Raw genomic sequence first — 24536 nt, forward strand, 5'->3', positions numbered from 1 at the left:
TTCTCTACTTTAGAGCACGATCACGTGAGTCCCAATCGACAATTACTTGGTTATTCTTTTCCCTCTGAATTATAGGCAACTGTTCAAATAGCCATTCATTATCGTGACGATACAAGTACATATATTCTTTTGGGAAACACAAACGAATTTTTGTCCTTGAATAACTTGGGTATTGCCGTATTCCTTTTAATAATTGGTTTCGATAAATTAGCAACTTCGAAGGAATACTTTTTTCTGAATGTCCTTCTATTTTTATCTCGGAAGAAAGATATTTTATAACCGTTTTCGAATCTACACCAAACATTCGAGCTAATGTTCTTGTACTGTACGTCCCTTCGGCTTCCAACTCACGTAATTTAGCCTTCCAGGCGTCTCCAAACGCTTTTATACGCCCAATACGATATTTATCTTCAGATAATCTGTCAGGACCTTTTCTAGCGTAAATAAAGCCACAAGAGCATTCAAACGTACCAATAGGTGCTTTTGATTTAAAATCTCTCGTTACATTTACTTCTTGGATCACATATTCCTTATAATGATTAGCTGCTTTATTTAAACAAGGCCATGGCCCACTGCCAAAAGGGCCTGTATCAGCTTCAACTTGTAAAAAGGAATCCAAGTCTTGCTCTAAGAAATAAAGCATAAGCAAATGACGGAACGGGTGTACATGACGTTTTAGTTTGCGGGTAATGACCTTCAGCCAATTGTACTCATCATTTGCAACGATAGCTGACTCGCACTTTTCTAAAAAGCCTTTTGGGAACTTTGATTGAAAAGCATTATATAGCTCGTATTGCCGAATTCGATTAGAAGCTGTCATCAAATTACGTTCTCGTAAGAGAGTACGGTATTTAAAATTAATTGATTCTCTACAAAAATTATGTATTGGAAGTTGCAACAGTTGATAAGCCAGCTTTGCTAAAGCAATTTGGATGGTAATAAACTCTTTAGGTTCTACTTCATGTAGCATCGATAAATTCATCAGTTTTTCATCAAATCGAATAAACTCAATTCGACTTGACGTTGAAAAATCAATAGGATACTTCTTTAATATCAGTTCATGATGAGCACAGTAAACAATTCCTTGTAGCTGGTGCTCACGATGTATATAAGGTTCTCCGTATTGTTCAAGATCGTTAGTTACACACTTTGGACAATAAAGTAGTCCATTCTTTTTACAAATCCCTCCCGCAACCATTCCAAGTCTTGAATAAAGCCCTTGTCCGTCTCCTTGAACATCTTTAATAATTTCTTTTTTACGACTTTTAGATAGAAACGAAGCATAGTAAGGATAAATGGTATGTTTAGATAATAAACTTTCAAGAGAGTGATTGGGAGCTAGTTGCTGAGCTAATATAGAAAAATTGCTACCAATCTCAACACTAGGGGTCACAGAACGGCTATGAAAAACTTCTTCTAATGTATCTTTATAATCAATATTGCCACTATAAAAGTGATAACGAGCAATCGCTGAATATACCAATTCGTTTGAATATGGATTTGTAAAGAAGGGCAGCATCTAAAATCCTCCTAGTTTTAATCGACTTACTTCTATCATGTCGATTAAATTAGGTTTTTAGACACCTCATGAATTAGCTTCCAATTTAATAATAAAATTCTTGAAGTGGATTTTTAATAAATCCTTTTGATTTTAATAATTTGTATGGATGTTGCTTTTTTTCAATTGCGGCTGTTCTTAATGTGAGCAACGGCAATAACTCTCCATTTTGCTTTAAGGGTTCTTTTTTCTTTTTCTTTTGTTGATTTACGGCAATAGCTTGTTGAATTGAATCTGTTTTTAATACATTTATATCTGTATCAATTGGGTTATTCTCAACAATTTTAATAATAATTCGCTTAATATCATTCATTTCAAGATTATCAAAAATACCTAATGAAGCTACCTCTACAATTAAACTTTCTATCGTATCCTGCCGCTTATATTCCAAAGTATTTTGTCGTTCTTTCATAGCCTCTTTGATTTCACCTTCATACTCTGTATTTTGCTTATGGTTAACCATCAGATCGTCTAGATTAATCATTATATCCTCGTACTTATACATCGCATTTAAATCGTTTTTACGTATTGCATTGAGCATTGGTTGAAGAATTTTTATATCCTCTTTAGCTGTCTTCTTCAGAACGCGTGGAGTAAGTCTTTCTTCCACATTAGAGTCATCAAACAAAGCTCGTTCCTGAGATAATATAAACATGTTCACGGCAACTGAAGTTATCCCCTGACATTCCTCATAAAAGGCCTTTTTCACATCTTCAGTAAGTTCAGAACGTGTTTTAAGACATTGTAATTCCCATAAAGTTTCTAAGAAGAACTCCCACTCCTCACTGTCTGCAGCCATCCGGTCCCAAATAATCGCTCCTTCACTCGCTGCACGACGAGCTTGTCGGAAGTTTCCTTTAAATAGTTGCTGTGCCTTTGAAGTACCAATTAATACTGTAGGAATACCAACAGTGTTTGATAGAGTAACAAAGAAATTCAGCATTTCCTCTTGGTCATTTTTAGAATGTAGTAGGTGCTGGATTTCATCGATGACCAGCACACCAATACCATACATACTAGCTAATGAGGTCATATGCAAAAGCATTGTTGACGTAACACGATTTAAATAGCCGTACTTCTCTAAATAACGTGTGCCAAGTAAATTATCAATTGCTTTAAAAAAGCTTTTACAAAGCGTTGATAGGCTGCCATCATACGGGCAATCTATTTTCAGCCAAACAATTTGTGTACGATTAAAAGGATGTCCTTCATATGTTTCATGTTTAATGACTTGTGGATACATAAGCAACAATCGCTCAATTGCTGTTGTTTTACCAATACCAGAGATACCAATAATAGATAAACTATCTGCTGTAGAACGAAGATAATTCAAACGCTCATCAATGTATTTATGAGCTTCTTCCTCATCTTCACGCAATTGGTGTAATACTCGAATACGTTCTAAAAATGTTTTATCCAAAGGATTTCGTGCTAAATATCCTCTTCGAATTAACGTGGAAAGTCTTCGTTCCACTTCAAAATGGATGGGTAAGGGCTGAATAAAATTTTTCACACGTTTTAGCACATGATATCGGATATTCGTTTCACTTTGCTTTTCCTGCTGAGTAATACGTGGTGTTACCATAAATCGCTCTAGCACATTGTCTTCACTGAAAATAGGGGGAAGAGCTTCGATGAATGGATTATTACTGTACTCTGATAAAGCTTGTTCCTTATACAAAGCTTCCTCAAAATCTCCTTTAAGAACAAGGCTATTCGTCTTTTCCAAACGTCTCATCTCTCTTCTTTTTTAGTTTTTCCATTAAACGTGAACTAGATTTTTCAGATTTGTCATCTTGAACTTTTTCTTTTGTTACAAAATCAATAACATCTGCTTGATCACTGACTACGGCTGGTGATAAATCAAACTTTTCCTCTTCTCGATTCAACTGTTTTTCCCTAAGCTTGTTATCTCTTACAGAGGCAATCTTTTCTTTCTTACTTGTTGGTTGATTATATGACTGCTTTTTCTTCTTCTCTGGCTTTTTTATAATTTCATCCATCATTACATCAGTATTAATTGTTAGTTGAACTTGACTAGAATGTTCAATCTCTTCTAACTCACTATGTAACTGTTGCTGAAAAACAATTTCCTCCAAAAAGTCGTTTCGATACTGTTGGCTTGGTTCGAGTAATGTACACGCCTCATATTCCATGCCATTATCATGAGGAATATATATCTTTTCGATATTTCGAGGGTCATAAACAATCGCAATACTGCGATTTTTCAGCTTCAAGAACCACTGTTCTTCAATTGCTTGCCTTGAACCATATAACAAGTTTTTAAACTTAATACCTGCTCTAGAAATTGTTGCCTTACCACGTGGTAACACATTTAAGCGCAGAATATTACGATTAACTGTTCTTAAACGCCCTTTACGATTTTGAATGCCCCAGTACCATAAATTTATCGGTGTTGGCACTATACCGTCTGTAATCATTTCCTTTTCCATTGGATATTTATCAATGATTTTATGATTATTGTAAAGAACTAGAGTAATAATTAATGTTGTAAATTCTTTAAGATTCAACGTAGCATCTAAACGATAATCTTGATCACCGCGCTCACGAAACTCCTTTTGAATGGCACCAGGAGCCTTCTGCTTTACTTTGCCGTTAAACGTACGAAATTTACGTTCAACAATTCCTTTTAAATCCCCTCGGTAAGCAGTAGTATTTTCTATTTTTATATTTAAGTTATTGATTAAATTCTCGACAGAATAACCTTCAAACTCTCCTCGGTCTGCAATTATAATTTCGGGTAAATGTTCTGTTGGCCATTGTTCCTCTGTAATCTCGATTCCATATTGCTTACAAAACTCCACCTTGTCGGCTACCATATTATCTAAAGCCATCATTGCTCCAATCCATGAAGGCCCTTCTAATCCAACATATATTCCTGTGATAATTCTTGAATACACATCAATAACAGCATATATAACAGGACGACCAATGACTTTATTTACATCAAACGAGCTTACTAAATAGATGTCTGCAATTGTAGCATCAATTTGAAAACGAGTACCTGGACCATTTGTTTCCGACTTTGAATCACTTAAAATAGGACGATGCTTTAGTTCATATTCTTTAGTACTTTTACGGAACTGAATATCTTTCTTTGGATCTTCTATTTTCTTAAACCAATAGTAAAACTGGTTGTAAGACGGAATTCGGTTAGCTTCCCATACCCTGTATTTCATTTCACCATTTTCTTTATACCGGTCTGAATAAAAATCACGCAATATGAAATGATAGACATCCTTTAACGAGTAGTTATTCGTCTTTCGGTAATATTTATTAATGGCATGCTCAAACTGTAGTTTCACTTCGTCTGTTATATTAATACCAATTTGATAATCGCCACTAATGTTCACTCTACGTGGACGACCTATTTTAGCTTCAGTCAAAGACTTTGTTTTACCCTTACCACCAGAGTTTGCATAATCGGGTAACATGGCATTTTTATTCATACCACGCTGCCAATATCGACTAAGAAGTTTTTTCACTTTAGTTGGTGTTACATTAAGCTCTTCAGCAATTTCTTTAATCTTGGATTCTCTTCCACGTTTCTGAATTAATTCATTCATGTGTAGTAAACAATTCTCTTGAATGGTATCCCAATCTTCTTCACGTTTTAGAATCTGTACAGCTGTTAGATCATTGTCCGCTATAACACGTCCAAATGGATCTGCTATTACTAACAATTCATTCTGTTCAATTTCCGTAACTAATGTTGTGTATAGTTCTTTCTTAGGCATAGACGTATGAGCATCTATATCAACAATAAACACATACGATTCCTCTATTTCAATTACACGAATTCGCTTGGAACCTTTCACATATTGAAGTACCTGATTAATAAAAATCATCCGTATTTCACCTTCTTCACCTTGCTCTCATCAACCGATATAATACTAATTGGTTGCTCTAAATCTATCGGTTTAAACATATTTATAATGACTATTTTTTGAGCTAACAAATGATAAAATAATGTAACCCCACTACCAATAGGTAAATGCGTGTCTTTATCAAATTCATTTGTGATGTTACGGATGCTATCATTAGTGCCTAAAAGCCTCTGCACTAAAGACATAGATAAGTCTTCAATATACTGGGCATTCATTTCACAAAATACATCATAATCTCTAATGTCGTAGTAGTCGTGGATATTACTGATGTTTCTAGCCATTGTTTTATTTATTTCTTCTTCTGTTACAATGCCCCAATCAATTTCTTTTCGATGCCAATACTCACGTTCAATCTCAAACTTTTCAAGTATACGCTCTTTTAATAATTCATCCTTCATTTTAATTGTATGAGCTACTTCAATTACACCTTGTCCATTATTAATCGTTAATAAAAAATCCGTTGTCATCACAATCAGTTCTCCCGTTTTTGGATCAGTAGGATGTTTAATACCTAACTCATTTGCAATGACACTGGTTTCTTCCAATGGTAGTAAAGGAAATTGCTCACGAATATCAATAACAAAATCGGAAAATTCAGTTATATAAAAATAGTTTCGTTCTAAATCTGATAAAAACTCGTGCTGCCTCTTTGTCTTTATTCCTTTCAAGCGAGTAGATCTACCTAACGAAGATACATCTTGAATTTTTAACCATGGTTTATATTCTGAACCAATACCTGATCCACGGCCTTCTTTTATCCATTTCTCAATTTTAGATGTTCTTTTTCTTTTTGACATAAAAACACCCCTTTAGACAATTATATCCAAAGGGGTAAAACGGTACAACTTTATTATAAACGGTACGACTTTATTTAAAACGATACATCTTTTTTATAAACGGTACGACTTTATTTCAAATCTACAGATACAAAAGCCTAATTCCTCCTTCTTTTAGCAAGGAATTAGGCTTTTGATCTTTAACAATTGTGGCTTTGAAATTATAAAAGTTTGATTAAAAATACCTTGTAAACTCGTGTTTTACGGTAAATAATAGAATCCATTTCGGAAAAAAGATTTGATTGATGAGTATTGCGGATAGAATGAGCCAGCTGTGCGGAGGTGTTCTTTTAACAGTAAGACCCTAAAGCGGTATGCGCTAGATAACAACTTGACACGGAGCCTCTACGGGCATGAGTCCCAAGCCTGGAAACCAGCAGCGCATGCTGGCTTGCCCGCCAAGGCTATCATGCCCGCCTCTCCCTGTAAAGTTGTAAGTTGAAGAATCGACATCCTCTCCCCAGTCGCTGTGTATCCATGTCTCGCACGCAGGAATCAATTGTATAAAGGGTATGGAGTCGTAAACGCCTATCGTTTCATACAAGAGGTTTCTATATTTGAGTGGCTTTCCGTTCCGCAAAGCCCGGCTCTTTTCTCCGCAATTGCGGGCTCAAAACTCCGCATAAGTGGCTCAATTCATCCGCAATATTCAATTGATCAAAAATGAATCCCATAGTCCTATCACAGCAAGAATTTATTATAAAAAGTTTGATCATTTTCGGTAATCCTTCTTCATCTAAATGGTTAGTTGAAGAAGGATTATTGGCTAACTATTTTCCTTATAATATATTCTGCATCAGATCCTACACCTTGTAGTAAGGCTGATCCACGTCAATACTGCCAAGGTAAACCAATAAAATAATAACAACGATTTGTCACTTCAAAGAAGAAATGAAACCAAAGCATCGAATGTGCCATTTTCAAACATTATATAGACCCCTAACCCTATGAATACAATTGGTACAATCCAACGTTCATACTTCTCAATTTTTTCCGATACAAAATCGAATGAAGCTAGGCGATAGCTGACATAGCATAAAACCCCAACCATAATTAAAAACACAATAATAGCAACAAAGATTTCAATCATATTTAACGTCGTGAAGTACGGTATATAAATGGAAAAATCATCCGCACTGGAAGCCAATACAATGAAAGTAACCGTTAAAAATAATTGATTAAATTTACCTGAGGAAAATAAGGATAAAATATTACTTTCATCTTCATCCTCTTCCCCTTTAATCCATATTTTCACACCTAAGTAAAGTGGTAAAAGTCCAAGTAGTCCTATAACCCATTGCTGAGGAATTAAATTTGCAACCCCCAGAGCAACTAAAAGACTTACACCTATAATAATTGCAGTCCCTATATATTGTCCTATCCAAATATGTTTTATCTGACCTTTTTTTATTTGCGAAAACAAAAGAATTAATATAACAATATAATCAATTCCTGTTGCTAAATATACCGCAGCAGCTGTAAGTATCGTTGCAATCATTTTTCCATCTCCAATATTTTAGGGTAAGGACTTTTCTTCAAATTGAAAAGCCCTTCCTTAAATTGCGCACACTATATAGATATACTAAAAGTTTGTTGGCAGTCGTGATTTTATTATTCTATACAAATCTAATGATCTAACTTGTTCGCATTATACTTTTTTATTTAACATATGAATAGCACGTCCCATAACACCTTCAGCAGCTTCCATGAGTGGTTCAGGTAAAGTTGGATGTGCATGAATCGTAAGGCTGAGATCTTCTGCTGTTGCTCCACACTCAATCGCAAAAACTGCTTCAGCAATGAGGGATGATACATCTGGTCCTACCATTTGTACACCTAACACTCGATTGGATTTTTTGTCGGCTACAACTTTTACGAAACCATCACCGTCCGAAACAGATAAGGCTCTACCGTTAGCTTGGAATGGAAATCGACTAGAAACCGTTTCATATCCTTTTTCCTTTGCTTCCTTCTCCGTTAAACCTGTATAAGCTACTTCAGGATCGCTGAAAATTACAAAAGGCATTGCCTGAAAATCAATCACACTTTTTAGACCACTTATAACTTCGGCAGCTATTTTACCTTCGTAACTAGCTTTATGAGCAAGGAGGTAACCACCAGCACAGTCTCCAATCGCATATACATGTTCAACATTTGTTTGACATTTATCATTTATCTTAATAAACCCGTGTTGGTCAAGTTCTACTCCAATATTTTCTAACCCTATTTTTCCTGTATTCGGTTTTCTTCCAATGGAAACTAAGCAATAGTCACCCTTGACTATCTCTTCTTTTCCATTAACTTGAACCTCAATGTTTACTTCATCGCCTGTATTTTCTCCACCTTGGACTAAAGCATTCGTTTTGACTGTGATTCCATATTCCTTTAAATGACGTTTCACTACGCTTGTCAGCATAGGGTCTGTACCTGGAAGAATTGTATCTGATCCTTCAAGGATGGTCACTTTAGCTCCGAATTTGGCATAGGCAGTTCCTAACTCTAAACCGATATAACCGCCACCTACTACAACTAAATGTTTTGGCACTTCTTGAAGCGTCAATGCTTCAGTCGAAGAGATGATTCTTTTTCTATCAATTGGCATACTTTTTAACTCAGTAGGTACTGATCCTATTGCAAGGATTAGGTCTTTGTATGAAAAGAGTTGTTCTTCGTTACCAATTTTTATTTTGGCAACATAGGGTTCAGTCAGATAAGCTTCCCCACTAATGACTTCGACACTATTTCCTTTCAACAAAGTTTGAACACCATTCGTTAGTTTATTAACTATACCGTCCTTCCACTTCACTACTTCTGGCATCTCTACATCAACTTCACCAGAAACTTTTATCCCCATTGTATTAGCATGTTTTATGTGTTTTACTCGTTCAGAAGCGCTGATAAGAGCCTTTGAAGGTATACATCCACGATTAAGACAAACCCCTCCTAACTCTGCTTTATCCACCAACACCACTTTTTTCCCTAACTGAGCAGCACGTATAGCAGCTACATAACCTCCTGAACCTGCACCAATAACTAACAAATCTACTTCTCTTTTTCCTTCAACAGTCATTTTAGTTTCCTCCTTCGATTTAATAAAGAATAGAATTATTTTTAATTCCAATGAAAGTTCTTTTGTTCCATATAGATACCTATATGTAATATGAAACTGATATTTACTTATACCCAATCTTCCCATATTAATTAGAATGAATATTAAAAAGTAATACTATTTGAGTTATTTTAGAAAAAGGCTTTCTAGACTGTCTAGAAAGCCCTTTTAGCCTTTTTTCCTTTATTCTTTCACTCTCATTAGGCGCAAACCATTTAGCGCTACTATAATGGTTGCCCCCATATCTGAAAGGATGGCAATCCAGAGTGTCAACCAGCCAGGGATAACCAATAGTAAGGCAATAAATTTAATAGCAATGGCAAAAGTAATGTTAGCTTTGATGATATTTAGAGCTTTTCGACTAAGTTTTACAGTGAACGGAAGTTTTCTTAAATCGTCTCCCATTAGAGCGACGTCTGCCGTTTCTAGGGCTGTATCTGTACCAGCTCCACCCATTGCAATACCAACTGTTGAGGCCGCCAATGCAGGTGCATCATTAACACCATCTCCTACCATAGCAACATTGCCATACTCGGATCTTAACTGTTTAATAAAGTCTAATTTGTCTTCAGGCATTAGATCAGCTCGGATATCAGATACCCCAACATGACTGCCTATTGCATTCGCAGTACCTTGGTTGTCACCTGTAAGCATAATCGTTTTTTTAATTCCAAGTTGATGTAACTTTTGAATAATTTCCTTACTTGATTCACGAACCTCATCAGCAACTGCAATAACTCCTAGTATTTCTTTTTCAGTTCCAATAATCATGGCTGTTTTGCCTTGATTTTGAAGAGCTGTCACATTTTTCTCAAAGTCATTATCGAAATCAGTTTTCGATAATTCTTTAAAGAGTTTCGGGCTACCGATATAATAAGTCATCCCATTTACAATCCCTTTAATACCCTTACCTGTAATAGAAGAGAAACCCTCTACCAGTACATCAGAATATGAAATGTTTTCTTCTTCTGCTTTTTTCATGATAGCTGAAGCAAGGGGATGCTGGGAACGATACTCTAGTGCAGTAATGATCGACAATAATTCTTTTTCATTCGTTTGGTTATTCAATACATTAAAATCAGTTACAACGGGAACACCTTTTGTCAATGTACCTGTTTTATCGAATGCTATTGCCTTTAAGGCACCCATTTCTTCTAAATACACTCCACCTTTAATAAGAACGCCTTTTTTCGCAGCATTCCCAATTGCTGAAACGATAGAAATCGGAGTCGATATGACCAAAGCACAAGGACAACCAACAACAAGAACAGCTAATCCTTGATAGATCCATGTTTCCCAAGTGCCACCAAGGAGTAAAGGAGGGACTATAACAACTAATGCCGCAATGATCATAATGATCGGTGTGTAATATTTCGCAAATTTATCGACAAATGCTTGCGCTGGAGCGCGTTCTCCTTGTGCTTCCTCTACAAGATGAATAATTTTAGAAATTGTTGTATCTTCTACAAGTTTTGTTATTTTTACTTCAAGTAATCCTTCTTCGTTTAAAGTACCTGCAAATACTTCATCATCAACTGTTTTTCCGACGGGTACTGATTCACCTGTAATCGCTGCTTGGTTGACAGCAGAGTAACCATTTACGACTACACCATCCATCGCAATCTTTTCACCGGGCTTTACAATCATGATATCCCCAACAGCAATATCATCGACATGAATCATTATTTCTTGCCCATTACGTCTAACGAGTGCTTCTTTAGGGGCGATACCCATTAGAGAACGAATCGAATTTCTTGCTCGATCCATAGAGAATCGTTCAAGCTCTTCACTGATAGCAAAGAGAATGACAACAAGAGCAACTTCTCCCCATTCACCAATAATGGATCCACCTATGACAGCTACTGTCATAAGGGTTTTCATGTCAAATTCAAAGCGTAATAAGTTTTGCAAACCTACTTTAAAAAGCGACAATCCACCTACCAACATTGATGCTAAAAATAATAGGGTTGTAAGAAGATTTCCTTCTCCATTTACAAAGTTGGAGAGATAACCGAAAGCAAGGAACGAAGTTGAATAAAGCAATGTGCTATACTTTTTATAAAATGGAACTTTTTCTTCTTTTATCTCTTCGGTTACCTCTTGCGAATCATGACGGGCAGGTTTTTCGTGAGTCACTTTAAGGTTCTCGAATGCCCCGGCTTTTTCTAGTTCTTCAATTGTTGCATGACCGTAAACAGAAATTTTAGAAGCACCAAAATTTACTTTTGCATCCTCAACTCCAGAAAGCTGTTTTACATTATTCTCAAATTTTCCTGCACAGTTTGCACAAGTAAATCCTTCAACACGGTAAACGTTTTTGTCTTCTTTAATCTCTTGTCTAACTTCCCGTCTTGTTTTTTCAGGGGTCACTTTAAGATTCTCAAATGCACCGGCTTTTTCTAGTTCTTCAATCGTTGCACCACCGGAAACCGATATCTTAGATGCACCAAAATTTACTTTTGCATCCTGTATTCCCGGAATTTTTTTTACATTTTTTTCAAACTTACCTGCACAATTTGCACAAGTAAATCCTTGAACACGATATGTTTTCATTTCTTGTTCAGATAATTTAGCTTGTTGATCAGACATTTACTTTCACCTCTTTCATATGCGTTAATCCGATGACAAATAACTGTTTAACATGCTCATCATCAAGTGAATAAAATGCTAATTTCCCTTCTTTCCTAAATTTCACAACTCCTTGCTTATGGAGTGTGCGTAAGTGGTGGGAAGCATTTGCAACCGTGACACCAATAATATTTGCTATATCACAAACACATAACTCTTCACCTTTATACAATGCAAAGGTAATTTTTGCCCTGTTTTCATCAGCAATAGCTTTAAATAATTGGGCAACACTAGAAATATCTTCTTTCTCTAATTCCCCTTGTATTCGATTAACCTTTTCTTCGTCATAACAGTAAATTTCACAAGCATCTTTATTATTCATTTTCTCACTCCACTTTCATTCAAGTTTCTATTTGATTATAGTGTACTCTTTCTACAAAAAACATTCAAGTAAAAACTTGAATGAAAGGGAATTAGATTCCCAAATTACGGACAAATAAGGAGTGTAATGTCGTTTAAAACACCTTCCCGTGTAATTTTTGAACTTGATCTATTAATTGCTTATTCTCTACCTCTAATGTGTCACTTTAGGAGTTATTTTGCACCTGTTTTAGGCGCTATTTTACGCAACTATACTTTAAAACCCAGCAAACTTTCCATGAGAAGGTTGCTGGGTTCCGTATTTATTTACATCAAATTATTAAAGAACTATTCAGATCTGCCTAGTTAAAAGGCGACTTCACATTGTTCCACAATCGCGAGATTATCGAATACTTAAATTATTATATTTAACTGTATTTGGCCAAAAAAGAGAAAGCTTTAACCTGCACAACAAGATAATTTTGATACATCTTTATCGAAGGTAAGAGCAGCTAGTTTTAGTCCTTCTGTCATTGTTAAGTATGGTACTATAGTTTCTTTTAGATCCTCTACCGTTAAGCCAAACTTAACGGCTAATGTCGCTGAATAAATCACATCTCCTGCATTTTCAGACACGATATGAACCCCAAGCACTTTTAGTGTTTTCGCGTCAGCAACAAGCTTGAAAACACCTGTTGTTTCACGGTTTACTATCGCTCTTGGAATAGCACTTAAAGGCAAGACAGATGTTTTTACCTCATAGCCTTTTTCTTTTGCTTGTTCTTCTGTTAATCCAACCGTTGCAATCGAAGGTTTTGTAAATGTGACACCTGGAACAACAGATAAATCTATTTTTTTATTTAACCCACCAATCGCATTATCAGCAACAATTCCACCTTCATATGCTGCTACATATACAAATTGGGGTCCTAGTGTTACATCTCCTGCTGCATAAATTTTTTCATTACTTGTTTGCGCATAGTCATTGATTTTTATTTCTTTTCGAGGTCCAACTTCAACACCTGCAACATGTAAATTTAATTTTTCCGTATTCGGTTTTCTTCCTGTTGCAACAAGCAACTGCTCTGATTCAATGACTTTTTTCTTACCATCTACTGTTACATGTACCTTTTTGATTTCTCCAGCTTGTTCAACACGTTCAAAAGATGCTCCTTTTACAAGGTTTATTCCTTGTTCAACTAAGGCTTTTTCTACTGTTTCCGAAATCTCTGGATCATACTCTTTTAAAAGTCGCTCACTCCTTTGCATAAGTGTTACTTTTGAACCTAAATTATGAAATAGTTGTCCAAGCTCCATTCCAATGTATCCTGAACCAATCACTGTTAATCGTTTTGGTACTTTCTTTAATTCAAGTAGCGTTGTACTTGTTAAATACTCCACTTCTTTAAGTCCCGAAATCAGGGGTAAAGATGGAGAAGCCCCCGTTGCAATTAAAAAGCGCTTTGCAGAAAATTTCTTTCCATTGACTTTAACCGTATTTTCATCAATAAATTTCGCATCACCTTCAATTAAATCAAATCCATATTCATCAATTAGATCAACATATTTTTGATTTCGAAGCTCACTCACCAATTCATTCTTTTGCTTGATTAAAGGTGCTAATTCCACTTCTCCAGCAGTTGTCTGTAAACCTGTAAATGAATTATTTTTTGCTAAATGATTGATTTCCCCAGCTCTAAGGAGTGTTTTTGATGGAACACAACCAATATTTACGCATGTTCCCCCAACTGTTCCACGCTCTATCATGGCAACTTTTGCCCCATACTCAATCGCTTTAATTGCAGCCGAAAAAGCAGCACCACCAGAACCAATGATAAGCAGGTCATAATCTCCTTCATTACCTAAGACCACTTTTTCTTCTGATGATACCCTTTCTATTTCTCCAGGCTGATATTTTGCTTCATGAATTGCCTTTAGTGCACTTTCAACACCAATATCATCTGGCAATTCAAATACTGCTTCACCATGATGAAAACTGGTCTCAATATTTTCAGCACCTATTTTTTCAAGTGCTTCGCCCACATGTTCTTCACACCCTGTGCAAGTCATTCCTTGAATGTACAATTTAAATTTTTTCATTAAAATCATTCCTTTGGTTAGTTAGTCTTTAATCAATGTTTCGATTATTGGACAAGCATGTAATTGTTTCCTGTCTGGACATCGCTGTTTTAAATCTTGTAACATAGTTTCAATTCGCTTTAAATCCTCTATGTGCTTTTGAACTTCCTCTTCTTTTTTAGAAACAAATTTATACATATCTCGGCAACGAACTTCATCATTATCAACAACACCAAGCAATTTATATATTTCACCCAAAGAAAAGCCAAGGTCTTGCAGTCTTTTAATAAATTTAATTCGTTTAACATCATTTTCTGAATATATTCTGTAACCTGAATGAGTTCGAGATGGTTGTTGTAACAACTTTTTACGTTCATAATATCTAATCGTTTCTTTATTCACACCACATTTTTCTGCTAGTTCACTTATCAGGAGTTCCATTGTTTCACCTCAAATATAGTATAAACCCTGTACTTAGGTACAGGGTCAAGTATTTGATATTATTTTCTTATTATTAATTTACTCAATAAAAGGCTAGATTGTTGAAGACATTTCTTTATGAAAATCTAAATTAGCACAACAAGTACAACATTTATATTTTAAAATACGTATGGCTTTTACTTTTAATAAACCAGAAGCTATGGTGGTAGAAAATATGATATGTCATCCTTGGTACATTTCCTTACCCATAACAACTACTGTGGCCAAACTGAGAGAACTCATGAGATCTCTTTTTAAATTATTCAATTTCATTACTCGTATCATACAGATCTTTTACAAGTATTGTGTCAGTTCTATCTTTACTATCGGTCATTTTCGCCACAAAAAAACTGGCGAAATTAATATAAGGTTAAAAGCACAACAAATTATTATTTCGCCCTAAAAATTTCATACCTATATGTGCAAATACGATCGACGCGGCGGAATAACGGAATGCTTCCTTGAAAAGTTCCCTTGGGTGTACGATCGACGCGTTTAAGCTGCCAATAAAAATCGTTTGCTTATGCATGACATGATTTTTCGTATTCAAATAAAGTGCAACGAAATGTTCTTGTGTTAAGTGTCGCATTTCTTCCATCATATAATTTGCAGCATCCTCTGGGGAGCGGATTGTATATCTATCAATTACTGAAAACTGTTGGATTCTCTTCCCTAGCTCCATTGCTGCCTTAATCGTTACGGCCTTTGCTTCTCCTATCCCTTTAATATTTTGCAACTCTGGAATAGACGCTTCCTTTAAAAGCTTTAACCCATCAAAATGCTGGATTACTCGTCCTGCTAACTGTAATACAGATTCAGATTTTGTCCCAGAACCTAATAATACAGCTATCAAATCTTGATTTGAAAGAGTTTGTGCACCCTCCCTCATCATTCGCTCACGTGGGCGTTCACTTTTTGGTACATCACGAATGAGCATAACATTCATTGTACTTCCCCTCTCTGACCATCATCCGTGAGCACTGAAGATTATCTTGGGAGAAGTACAAGCTTAGGAATGGTCAACATTAATATGAAATTTTTTTAGTGCACGAACAACCTTTGCAATGGGTAAACCCATAATAGCAAAGAAATCCCCGTTAATTTTTTTTACAAGTATCGCACCAACACCTTGAATACCATATGAACCTGCTTTATCAAATGGATCACCAGTGGCTATGTAAGTATCTATTTCTTCATTTGTCAAAGTGTAAAATTCAACTTCTGAACGTACAAAGAAGCCTTCTGCTTGTTCTTCACTTATCATATAAACACCGGTATATACATGATGGGTACGCCCTGATAAACGTTGAAGCATATGTCTAGCCATCGCTTCATTTTCTGGCTTCCCTAACACTTCGCCGTCTATGACGACAATCGTATCCGATCCTAGTACGACACTATTTTTGTTTCGAAAAAAGACGTCCTCTGCTTTTTGCCGAGCTAAAGAAATAACGATATCCTCTGGCGTTGATTCGTTACGAATGACTTCTTCAACTTGGCTAGCTTCAATGGAAAATGAAAGGTTAACTTGCTCTAGTAATTGTTTTCTACGCGGAGATTGTGAGGCTAATATAAAAGGTTTCATGCGGACCTCCTAACAAAATAATATCCATTTGCTAGAGGTTATTTAAAGTATACAAAACTCTAGCAAATTGGACAATTAGTTTTTCTTGTTTTTTTTAAACTAATGTAAATTTCTAACTCTTACTCTTACTCTTCGCCAAAGATTAACTCTCGGGCAGCAATCCCAGGGTTTGTCATTTCATTCGGATCTAATATACGCTCAAGCTCTTCTTCACTCAAGAGACCACGTTCATGGCAAATCTCTCTCACTGGTCGATTTGTTGTAATCGCCTCTTTAGCAACTCTTGCAGCGGTTTCGTAACCGACATGTGGATTGATTGCCGTTATTATTCCAACGCTTCGTTCAACTAATTCTTTACAGTGCTCAATATTTGCGGTCATACCCTCAATCGCAAAATCACGGAAAACTTTCATTCCATTTTGCAAAATAGTAAACGACTGTAACAAATTAAAGACGAGTACAGGTTCCATCACATTTAGCTCCAATTGCCCTGCTTCAGAGGCTAAGCTGATCGTATGATCGTTCCCTATCACTTGAAAAGATATTTGATTGATTACTTCGCACATGACAGGGTTTACCTTACCAGGCATAATCGAGGACCCTGCTTGTCGAGGAGGTAAATTAATCTCATTTATTCCTGTTCTCGGTCCAGAGCTCATTAACCTTAAATCATTTGCTATCTTTGACAAATTTATCGCTAAAATCTTCATTGCACTAGATAATTGTGTATACGCATCTGTATTTTGTGTTGCGTCTACTAAGTCTTCTGCGCGATGTAACGGCATACTTGTCATCGCCGCTAAGTGCTCTGTGACTTTTTCAATGTATTCAGGCATCGCATTTAAACCTGTTCCTACAGCTGTTGCCCCCATATTTACTTCGTACAATAGGTCAACCGATCGTTTAATACGACCTAAATCTCGACTTAATAATCTCCTGTAAGAGCCAAATTCTTGTCCTAAACGAATCGGAACTGCATCTTGAAGATGAGTACGTCCCATTTTTATCACATCATCAAACTCACGCTCTTTTTTTCTCATTGACTCTATTAAGTCATTTAATGATCTAATAAGACCAGAGGACAAGTGTAAACATGCGATATGTATCGCTGTTGGGAAAGTATCGTTTGTCGACTGTGCCATATTTACGTGTGTATTTGGACTTACCTTTATATAATCTCCTTTTTTTCCTCCTAAAATTTCAATCGCTCGATTAGCAATGACTTCATTTGCATTCATGTTAAACGATGTTCCTGCCCCACCTTGAATGCTATCGACGATAAAATGGTCATTCAGTTTTCCCTCTATTACCTCATCAGATGCTTTTATTATTGCTTCAGCAATGTTTTTGTTTAGGACACCGACGTCCGCATTTGCCTTTGCTGCGGCTTTTTTCACATAGCCAAATGCACGAATCAACTCTTTATGTGGTGGATACCCTGTTATAGGAAAATTCTCCTTTGCACGAACCGTTTGAATGCCATAATAGGCATCAGCCGGTATTTCCTTCTCCCCCATCAAATCACGTTCCGTACGAGTAGACATCCCTTTTAGTGACATGACTTTACCTTCCTTTCTATTACATTCCATAGTATTATCATTTTACTTCTATGTATGAAACAATCATTACAAATATTAATAACTACCGTTATTATATTGGAAACGATTGAAAACAAAAACAAGGTTGACTCAAAAGGTCAATTTTCACCTTTTGAATCAACCTGCTTTTGGTACAAGACTAGCAGTCGAATTTCGTCGTACCTCTAATACAATTTTCACCTCTTCATTGCCCTACTACTATCACTTTTCAATTCATTTCTTCGACGAATTGCTCGTACATATGGATGGTGCTTAGTAATGTGTTTTGTATATCCCAAGCAATGCTTCTGGAAAAAGAAGTAAGTGTGTAAACTGGTTCTCCTTCTTTTAGCCATGCCTCCGCAAGCTCTGCTATATCTTCATCCATATCCTCATCCGTTAGTGCTTTGTAAGACTCCTCCCATTGCTTTGCTAGATCAATCATATCAAGTACATCTTGTTCAGAAACTTCCTCCCGTGCAATGGCGCGTGCAGATAAGCTAGCTGCGTCCTCCATCCACGTTATACCGTTTTCTATAAAGTCTATCATTTCATCAGTAGCAGCTTTCCCTTCACCTAATACTGCAAATGATTTTACGTAAGGCTCTTCTCCCTTCTCTCTATACGCATCTGCAATTTTATCCGTAACATCACGATCTCCACCTAAACCAATATATAAATAGATTAATTCCTCTCCACCGTCCGATAAAAATGCAGGTAATCCATCATTACTATAAGAAGAAGCAACCTCATCTCCTTTATCCATAGTAGAATAGGCTCCTTGCTGCACAACGAAAAACTCCATCGTTGGTACTCCAGTTAGCTCCTCATCATCTCCGATAGCAGCAACAGGTACTCCATCGTCTTGTGGTGCCGTTGTTCCGTTACTTAGTCCATTCGAACCGTTAGAAGATGTTTCTTCTCCTGTAAACATGCTAAGTAAAATATAGCCGAATACACTTCCGACAACGATTGCTGAAATGATAGAAATAAATAAAGAATCCTGCATAAATCGCAATGAAAAATGGAGACGTCCTTTTTTCTTTCTACCAAATGGTGGTAGCTTAGGTCCTTTTTCACTTTTCCCATCATCCCAAAACGGCTCTACTGGCTCATGCTTTTTCTTCCTTTTATCTCCAAAATCTATTACATTTTTTTCTTTCTTGCTCTCATTGTCATGCTCAAATAATACCCAATCACTTGTGTGTTCTGTTGCCGCAGCTACTTCATCTACTGTTTTCGTATAAAATTCATCTTTTTTTCTTTCATAATATTCTTTTTCCTCACCGTTGAGACGGATCGATACGTCATTTTTTTTCCCCACTTCGACCTGACTCCTTCCTCCTCAAACTCTTTACTAGTATTCTATTAACAAGGGTGAAATGATAGAACTATTTTATAAACTATTTTTATCTTATTTTACTAGATGCGATGTCATTAGTAGTAGATAGACAGTTTATGTATTGAGATAGTCCAATATGCTGATAACAAGACACAGAAGTGTTGTAGCATAGAATGATAGATGGATACTTCCGGAACCAGTGAAAAAGTACTTATACTTTAAGTATAGACTAATAAATATAAAGTTATTTGAATATAGAAGTTGATGAGACCTGTGCAAACTCGCTTTCCGCGGGCGGCTGGTAAGCCTCCTCAATGCTGCGCATCTGCGGGGTCTTACCTCTGCCTTTGTTCCCGCAGGAACGAACGTCGCTTCGTCGCTAATGCTACGAGTTGTCTCGACGGATACGCTTCAAAGCTTATGCTCGTAGAGGAAGAGACAGTTACCTCGCTTGCTCCGGTCTCATCAACCTATTCTATAATTAGATATATTGAATATTAATACAATAAAATATCAAGATTTCTACTTTTTCAGCGGCTCATACTTCCCCCTTTGCCGATAGCGTAATCAACGTAATAGAGTGGGCTTTTAAATGGATGGTGAAAACTAGAATTCTTCAAGGTATCCATTAACCTTTTCACCTGAACTCCGTTCCTTGAATCGCTCTTTCTAAGCGATGGAATCACGTACTGGTGCACTGTATCATAGATGTTGCAATTTGCACCAATTCCTCTTTCGTTAACACTTGGGTATGAAATTCAATATACGTATCATCCTCAATCCACCATAAAATACCACCTAAACTATTTTCCCCCGCTAATTTTTCGAATCTTCCTTCATGTCCATTTATGGTAACCTTTTCTCCAGTATTGTAATTAGGTTTAAACTCTTCCTCTTTTACAAACTCTTTTACTTCTCCATCAGGTTCTATTAATACTATATCTATCTTTTGTTTGTAGTTAAAAGCTTTATGCTGTGTAATAGACAATATGAAAGAATCATCATGAGGATCAATATAATGAAGTGCAACTAATGATATTTTCTCATCATGTTCTAATTGTAGTGTATCAGGATCTTTAATAATCACTTTTGACTGATCTAAAAATGGATTATTTGGAACATATAATTGAAAATCTGATTTTTCATTTAATAAAGCTATTTTATTATTTGACTCTGCTGCTTTCGTACTACCTATTATTAAAAAAATAAAAATAAAGAAGAACGGAATTAATTTAAAATATTTCATATTAAATTGCTCCTTTATATCACTTTTCTCTAACTTTAGTTTGTTTATTAAAGATAATTTTTATTAGTAAATATAACAAAAGAGAGATACAGAACGACGGTAGTAGGGGTGAAATTTATGAAAAGAAACGTATTTATGTGGAATTATCTTAGTTAATGGACGCGAAGCTTAAGAATACAACTTACAATGGTAAAACATTTTTCCATAGAAAAAGCCTGCATCGTAGATTGTTTTACGATACAGGCTTTTTATTTTTTCCAGAATTATAATGTTCGTTCTTATTATAGAGGTTGGATTTTTTAGGTTGGATATATGCCACATCTTATTTGCTTATGTTACCTGTGAAATATATTTTGCCTTCGATCGATGCCCCGAAAGCATGTATGACTCATTAAAAAGGTTGCTCTTTTCCGCTTGGTATGATGAAGAACTCCGTCAACTCATAATGCTCTAATTCCTCTTTTAGTTCTGGTAAATAATAAGTTGTTATCGTCATCTGAAATGACAGTATTTGTCCTTCCTCTTCGCCTGACGGCTCGCCAAAGCTTAATGCAGAGACTTTTGTTATTCTATTTAGATCTTCAACTTTTTCTATAAATGTATACATATCAGCAAATCTATTTGCCGTAACGGTCAAGGACGCATTAATATAATGAACTGTTTGCTCATGGCTAGTATTTACTTGCTCCTCTTCCGTGGCGTCACTTGCCTCGTCACTTTCCACTGCTTCCTCCTGGATTGAAAAACTCGTTTCTCCTTGTGAGAAGCTATAATTGCTAATGGATGTGTTAGATGCCGTCTCCGCTCTCTCTAAATCAACCATCCAGTTTTCAATTAACGGCATAACTGGTACCTTTTGTATGTATGCCATTATTTCTTCTACACCTAGATCTGGCTCGACGTCATTATTTTGTTGTAACGTCTCTAAGAGCTGTTCTTCGAAATGGAGCTCATTTCTAGCACTTTCTACCTCTTTTTGCAGCGGTGAAATCATCAGAAAATAGGCAGCAACAACAGACAGTACGACGACGATAACAAAGGCAATAATAAGTTTTTGAATTCTACTCGTTTCTAACTTCATTCGTTACCCTCCTCATCAGTCAAGTTACTCTCATCGAGTAACTTCGCTTGTTCCTCTTGGAAGGCAATTGAATACGAGGCTACAAAGCGCTCTGTTCCAGTTTCACCGTCAGTGCCCGTTGCCCCTTCTGCTCGAACATCATTAATCATGACATTATTTACAAACGGCAACCTGTTTAGGTGATGAAGGTAACTAGCTGTCTCATTTTGTGAAGAAAATTGTGCCGTAATTTGAACGGTACCACCTTCATTATATTGATAGTTCAAAAACTGACCACCTTCTGGTAACTGAGCAATGAATTGATCAAGAACAAGAACTGAAGATACATAGCCTTCCTCTAAATACGAAACTGTCTTTTCAAGCTGCTGGGTTTCCGGCATTGCTAATTCCTGTAAGCTTGCTATTTCTTGTAGCTGCTGTACGGTTTGAATGTTAGCTCGGAGGAAAGCTTGCTCTCGCTGTAACGCTTGGTAATAAAAAATTCCAGCAATTAATATAACCATTGCAACACCATAAGTGATTCCAATGACAGTAATAAGCATATAATTTTTTTTAGGCTTTTTTGGCAATAAATTAATTTCAATTGTCATTGGTTACACCTCTTTTAAGCATAGGCTCAACGGTAATATATAATGAGGGTGAAGCTCTACTTGAAGATCTTCTATCACTTTTAAAGATGAATTTGTATTTATTTCAGCAAGCCTATCTTTAATTAATGTGGCGAGCTTTGGGTGGTCACCAGTTAAAACAATATTCGTAATTTCCTTTTGTCCTTGATTCATGGAGTATTTATAGAAATTGAGTACACGTTCAACCTCAAGTATGTGGTCACTAATTTCTCCGTCGATTTTCACATCATTTTTGCACACTAATGTCGTATGATCTTCTCCAATTTTCACATCCCAATCTGTTTCTTCCAAAATTTGAGGAATATGACGCATAAACACTGGGATATCATCGTGGAAAATGGAAAGGTTAATCGATGTGACGTCCCATTCTATAAATAAGAAGTGATCGCGATCTCCAGCCTCACTGTTTTGTTGAAAAAAACGATATAGTGATAAGCCCGATATATCTGCTGCAATTGGCTTTAACTTGACACTTTCTAGCCGTTTTGCGTAATCCTTTATTAATAGTTCTGGCGTAGCAAAGAATAATATTTGTCTTTTTTCATCGGCTTCGTTCGTCTCCAAAACGTGGTAATCAAAATATGCTTCGTCAAAGGGCAGATGGATGGAGGCACCAATCTCAAAATTCAAATACCCTCTAATCTCTTCTTCCTTTATGTCAGCAGGTATGGAAAGCTTTCGAAAAAATACAGACGAATCTGGTACGAAAAACATCACTTCTTTATTTTTTAAGTTCCACTTTTTCACACAATCTAGCATCATTTCCTCAAACACATCAGCTTGCACGATCTTTCCTTTTTCAATGACGCCTTTAGGTAAATATTTTTCCCCAAAGCTTTCTACGTTTGCTAAAGAAGACCCCCTCATCGAAACGAAACGAATGACGTGGTCCTTAATATGTATCCCAACAGAAGGTTTCGTCGTAAATTTGAACAAGTAAGCCCCCTCCTTTCTTAAAGTAAATGTATATACCACTCAATCATTGATTGATGAAAAAAATAGCTAATGATTGCACCGACAGCAATAAACGGTCCGAAAGGGATTGGATTCCCCCTTCTTACTTTCTTTGTTACAAGACCAATACCACCAACGATCGCACCAATAAAGCTAGCTAAAAACAACGTCACTAATACACCGTAAAAGCCTAAAATGATACCGATAACGCCAAAAAGCTTAATATCTCCGCCCCCCATACCACCTTTACTTACAATAGCAAGGAGCAAAAGTACTCCGAAGCCAACGGAAGCACCTAAGAGACTATCCCACCAAGGTGTAAGCGGATGGACAAGTCTTAATACGATAAAAATAACGAGAAATATGATGAGTACTTTATCCGGTATGAGCATTGTTTTCAAATCAGATACTGTAATAATCATTAACAAAGAAATAAATGCTAAAGCAATTGGCAATTCCTTTGACCATCCCACCAATAAAGGTGAAATCGTAAAAAGACATGCTGTTACCGTTTCAAAGAAAGGATATATCGGAGAAATCTTCGTTGCGCATTTACGGCAGCGACCTCTTTGAATGAAAAAAGAAATGACTGGGATTAACTCTAACCAAGATAATGACTTTTTACATGTAGGGCAGTGGGAGCCCGGGGAGACAATCGATTCTCCCGCGGGCACCCGCAAACCAACTACATTATAGAAGGAGCCTAAAATGGCACCAAATACGAATAAGTAAACGTGTAAGAATAGTGTCATGATGGGCTCCTTTCAGAATATAACCTTATTTTTTATGATTAATTATCATGAACTGCACTTCTATCAAGGTCAGATTGATTGATTGCTCCACCTGCTGCAGTACCAACATATCTTTCTTGCCCCTCTAAATAGACAGAATATCGACCATCGCCCAATGCATTTACGGTGCCTTCTTCATAATTTTCATCATTATCATCCGGGTCTACCATAGGATCTAAATAATTCTCATTTTCTAATTCCTCTAATGTGACAGATGTTTCATCAGGAAAAGCTGTAAAATAGATCCTTGCAGAGTTTACCATCTGCTGTGCATTCCCTACGTGTGCATCTTTCTTCGCGTTATCAATTAACCCACCGATACTTGGAATTGCAATTGCTGCGATTATTCCTAGTATAACAACGACAACTAGTAGCTCGATTAGTGTTAAACCTTTTTCGTTTTTAACCATTCTTTTTAACATGTTTTTTTCTC

At 36.3% G+C, this 24536-nt stretch carries 20 protein-coding genes and 1 pseudogene; all 21 read right to left on the reverse strand.

Annotated elements, in window-relative coordinates; genetic code table 11:
- Positions 1-4: 4 nt before the first annotated feature.
- Positions 5-1519 (reverse strand): TnsD family Tn7-like transposition protein, encoded by a 1515-nt coding sequence (locus BCELL_RS15195; RefSeq protein WP_013489655.1) that lies wholly within the window; start codon positions 1517-1519, stop codon positions 5-7.
- Between the two features lie 85 nt (positions 1520-1604).
- Positions 1605-3296: an ATP-binding protein gene (locus BCELL_RS15200; protein WP_013489656.1), complete on the reverse strand. Its 1692-nt coding sequence runs from the start codon at positions 3294-3296 to the stop codon at positions 1605-1607.
- On the reverse strand, positions 3271-5427 hold the full coding sequence (locus BCELL_RS15205) for a Mu transposase C-terminal domain-containing protein (RefSeq protein ID WP_013489657.1): 2157 nt from the start codon (positions 5425-5427) through the stop codon (positions 3271-3273). Before BCELL_RS15205 ends, BCELL_RS15200 begins: the two co-directional genes overlap by 26 nt.
- Entirely contained in the window at positions 5424-6263 is an 840-nt protein-coding gene (locus BCELL_RS15210; protein WP_013489658.1) for a heteromeric transposase endonuclease subunit TnsA, read from the reverse strand. The genes BCELL_RS15205 and BCELL_RS15210 overlap by 4 nt, the downstream gene beginning before the upstream one ends.
- Before the next feature lie 798 nt (positions 6264-7061).
- Positions 7062-7163: pseudogene (locus BCELL_RS23295) on the reverse strand (NAD(P)/FAD-dependent oxidoreductase); the annotation flags it as partial.
- A gap of 19 nt (positions 7164-7182) precedes the next feature.
- On the reverse strand, positions 7183-7800 hold the full coding sequence (locus tag BCELL_RS15215) for a CadD family cadmium resistance transporter (protein WP_013489659.1): 618 nt from the start codon (positions 7798-7800) through the stop codon (positions 7183-7185).
- A gap of 150 nt (positions 7801-7950) precedes the next feature.
- Positions 7951-9372, reverse strand: coding sequence for a dihydrolipoyl dehydrogenase (lpdA, locus tag BCELL_RS15220; RefSeq protein WP_013489660.1), 1422 nt, complete (start codon positions 9370-9372; stop codon positions 7951-7953).
- A gap of 222 nt (positions 9373-9594) precedes the next feature.
- Positions 9595-12000, reverse strand: coding sequence for a heavy metal translocating P-type ATPase (locus BCELL_RS15225; RefSeq protein ID WP_013489661.1), 2406 nt, complete (start codon positions 11998-12000; stop codon positions 9595-9597).
- Positions 11993-12361: an ArsR/SmtB family transcription factor gene (locus BCELL_RS15230; RefSeq protein ID WP_013489662.1), complete on the reverse strand. Its 369-nt coding sequence runs from the start codon at positions 12359-12361 to the stop codon at positions 11993-11995. The genes BCELL_RS15225 and BCELL_RS15230 overlap by 8 nt, the downstream gene beginning before the upstream one ends.
- Before the next feature lie 437 nt (positions 12362-12798).
- Positions 12799-14439, reverse strand: a complete 1641-nt coding sequence (gene merA / locus BCELL_RS15235; protein WP_013489663.1) for a mercury(II) reductase — start codon at positions 14437-14439, stop codon at positions 12799-12801.
- A gap of 21 nt (positions 14440-14460) precedes the next feature.
- On the reverse strand, positions 14461-14859 hold the full coding sequence (gene merR, locus BCELL_RS15240; RefSeq protein WP_013489664.1) for a mercury resistance transcriptional regulator MerR: 399 nt from the start codon (positions 14857-14859) through the stop codon (positions 14461-14463).
- Positions 14860-15268: 409 nt separating this feature from the next.
- The gene (gene radC / locus BCELL_RS15245; protein WP_013489665.1) at positions 15269-15844 is read right to left on the reverse strand and encodes a RadC family protein; all 576 of its coding nucleotides are present in this window, start codon (positions 15842-15844) and stop codon (positions 15269-15271) included.
- A gap of 63 nt (positions 15845-15907) precedes the next feature.
- The gene (locus BCELL_RS15250) at positions 15908-16483 is read right to left on the reverse strand and encodes a Maf family protein (RefSeq protein WP_013489666.1); all 576 of its coding nucleotides are present in this window, start codon (positions 16481-16483) and stop codon (positions 15908-15910) included.
- A gap of 125 nt (positions 16484-16608) precedes the next feature.
- Positions 16609-18042 (reverse strand): aspartate ammonia-lyase, encoded by a 1434-nt coding sequence (aspA, locus tag BCELL_RS15255; RefSeq protein WP_013489667.1) that lies wholly within the window; start codon positions 18040-18042, stop codon positions 16609-16611.
- Positions 18043-18289: 247 nt separating this feature from the next.
- Positions 18290-19384 carry a hypothetical protein gene (locus BCELL_RS15260; protein WP_013489668.1) on the reverse strand — a complete coding sequence of 365 codons (1095 nt, stop codon included), beginning with the start codon at positions 19382-19384 and terminating at the stop codon, positions 18290-18292.
- A gap of 700 nt (positions 19385-20084) precedes the next feature.
- Positions 20085-20648: a DUF4367 domain-containing protein gene (locus tag BCELL_RS21730; protein ID WP_013489669.1), complete on the reverse strand. Its 564-nt coding sequence runs from the start codon at positions 20646-20648 to the stop codon at positions 20085-20087.
- Positions 20649-21039: 391 nt separating this feature from the next.
- Positions 21040-21729 (reverse strand): type 4a pilus biogenesis protein PilO, encoded by a 690-nt coding sequence (gene pilO, locus BCELL_RS15270; protein ID WP_013489670.1) that lies wholly within the window; start codon positions 21727-21729, stop codon positions 21040-21042.
- Positions 21726-22319 (reverse strand): PilN domain-containing protein, encoded by a 594-nt coding sequence (locus BCELL_RS15275; RefSeq protein WP_013489671.1) that lies wholly within the window; start codon positions 22317-22319, stop codon positions 21726-21728. Before BCELL_RS15275 ends, pilO begins: the two co-directional genes overlap by 4 nt.
- Before the next feature lie 3 nt (positions 22320-22322).
- On the reverse strand, positions 22323-23294 hold the full coding sequence (gene pilM, locus BCELL_RS15280) for a type IV pilus biogenesis protein PilM (RefSeq protein WP_013489672.1): 972 nt from the start codon (positions 23292-23294) through the stop codon (positions 22323-22325).
- 17 nt (positions 23295-23311) lie between these two features.
- Positions 23312-24064 carry a prepilin peptidase gene (locus BCELL_RS15285; RefSeq protein WP_013489673.1) on the reverse strand — a complete coding sequence of 251 codons (753 nt, stop codon included), beginning with the start codon at positions 24062-24064 and terminating at the stop codon, positions 23312-23314.
- Between the two features lie 38 nt (positions 24065-24102).
- Entirely contained in the window at positions 24103-24525 is a 423-nt protein-coding gene (locus BCELL_RS15290) for a type II secretion system protein (protein ID WP_013489674.1), read from the reverse strand.
- Between the last annotated feature and the right edge of the window lie 11 nt (positions 24526-24536).

Origin of the sequence: Evansella cellulosilytica DSM 2522, from assembly GCF_000177235.2 — a bacterium.
Classification (GTDB): Bacteria; Bacillota; Bacilli; order Bacillales; family Salisediminibacteriaceae; genus Evansella; species Evansella cellulosilytica.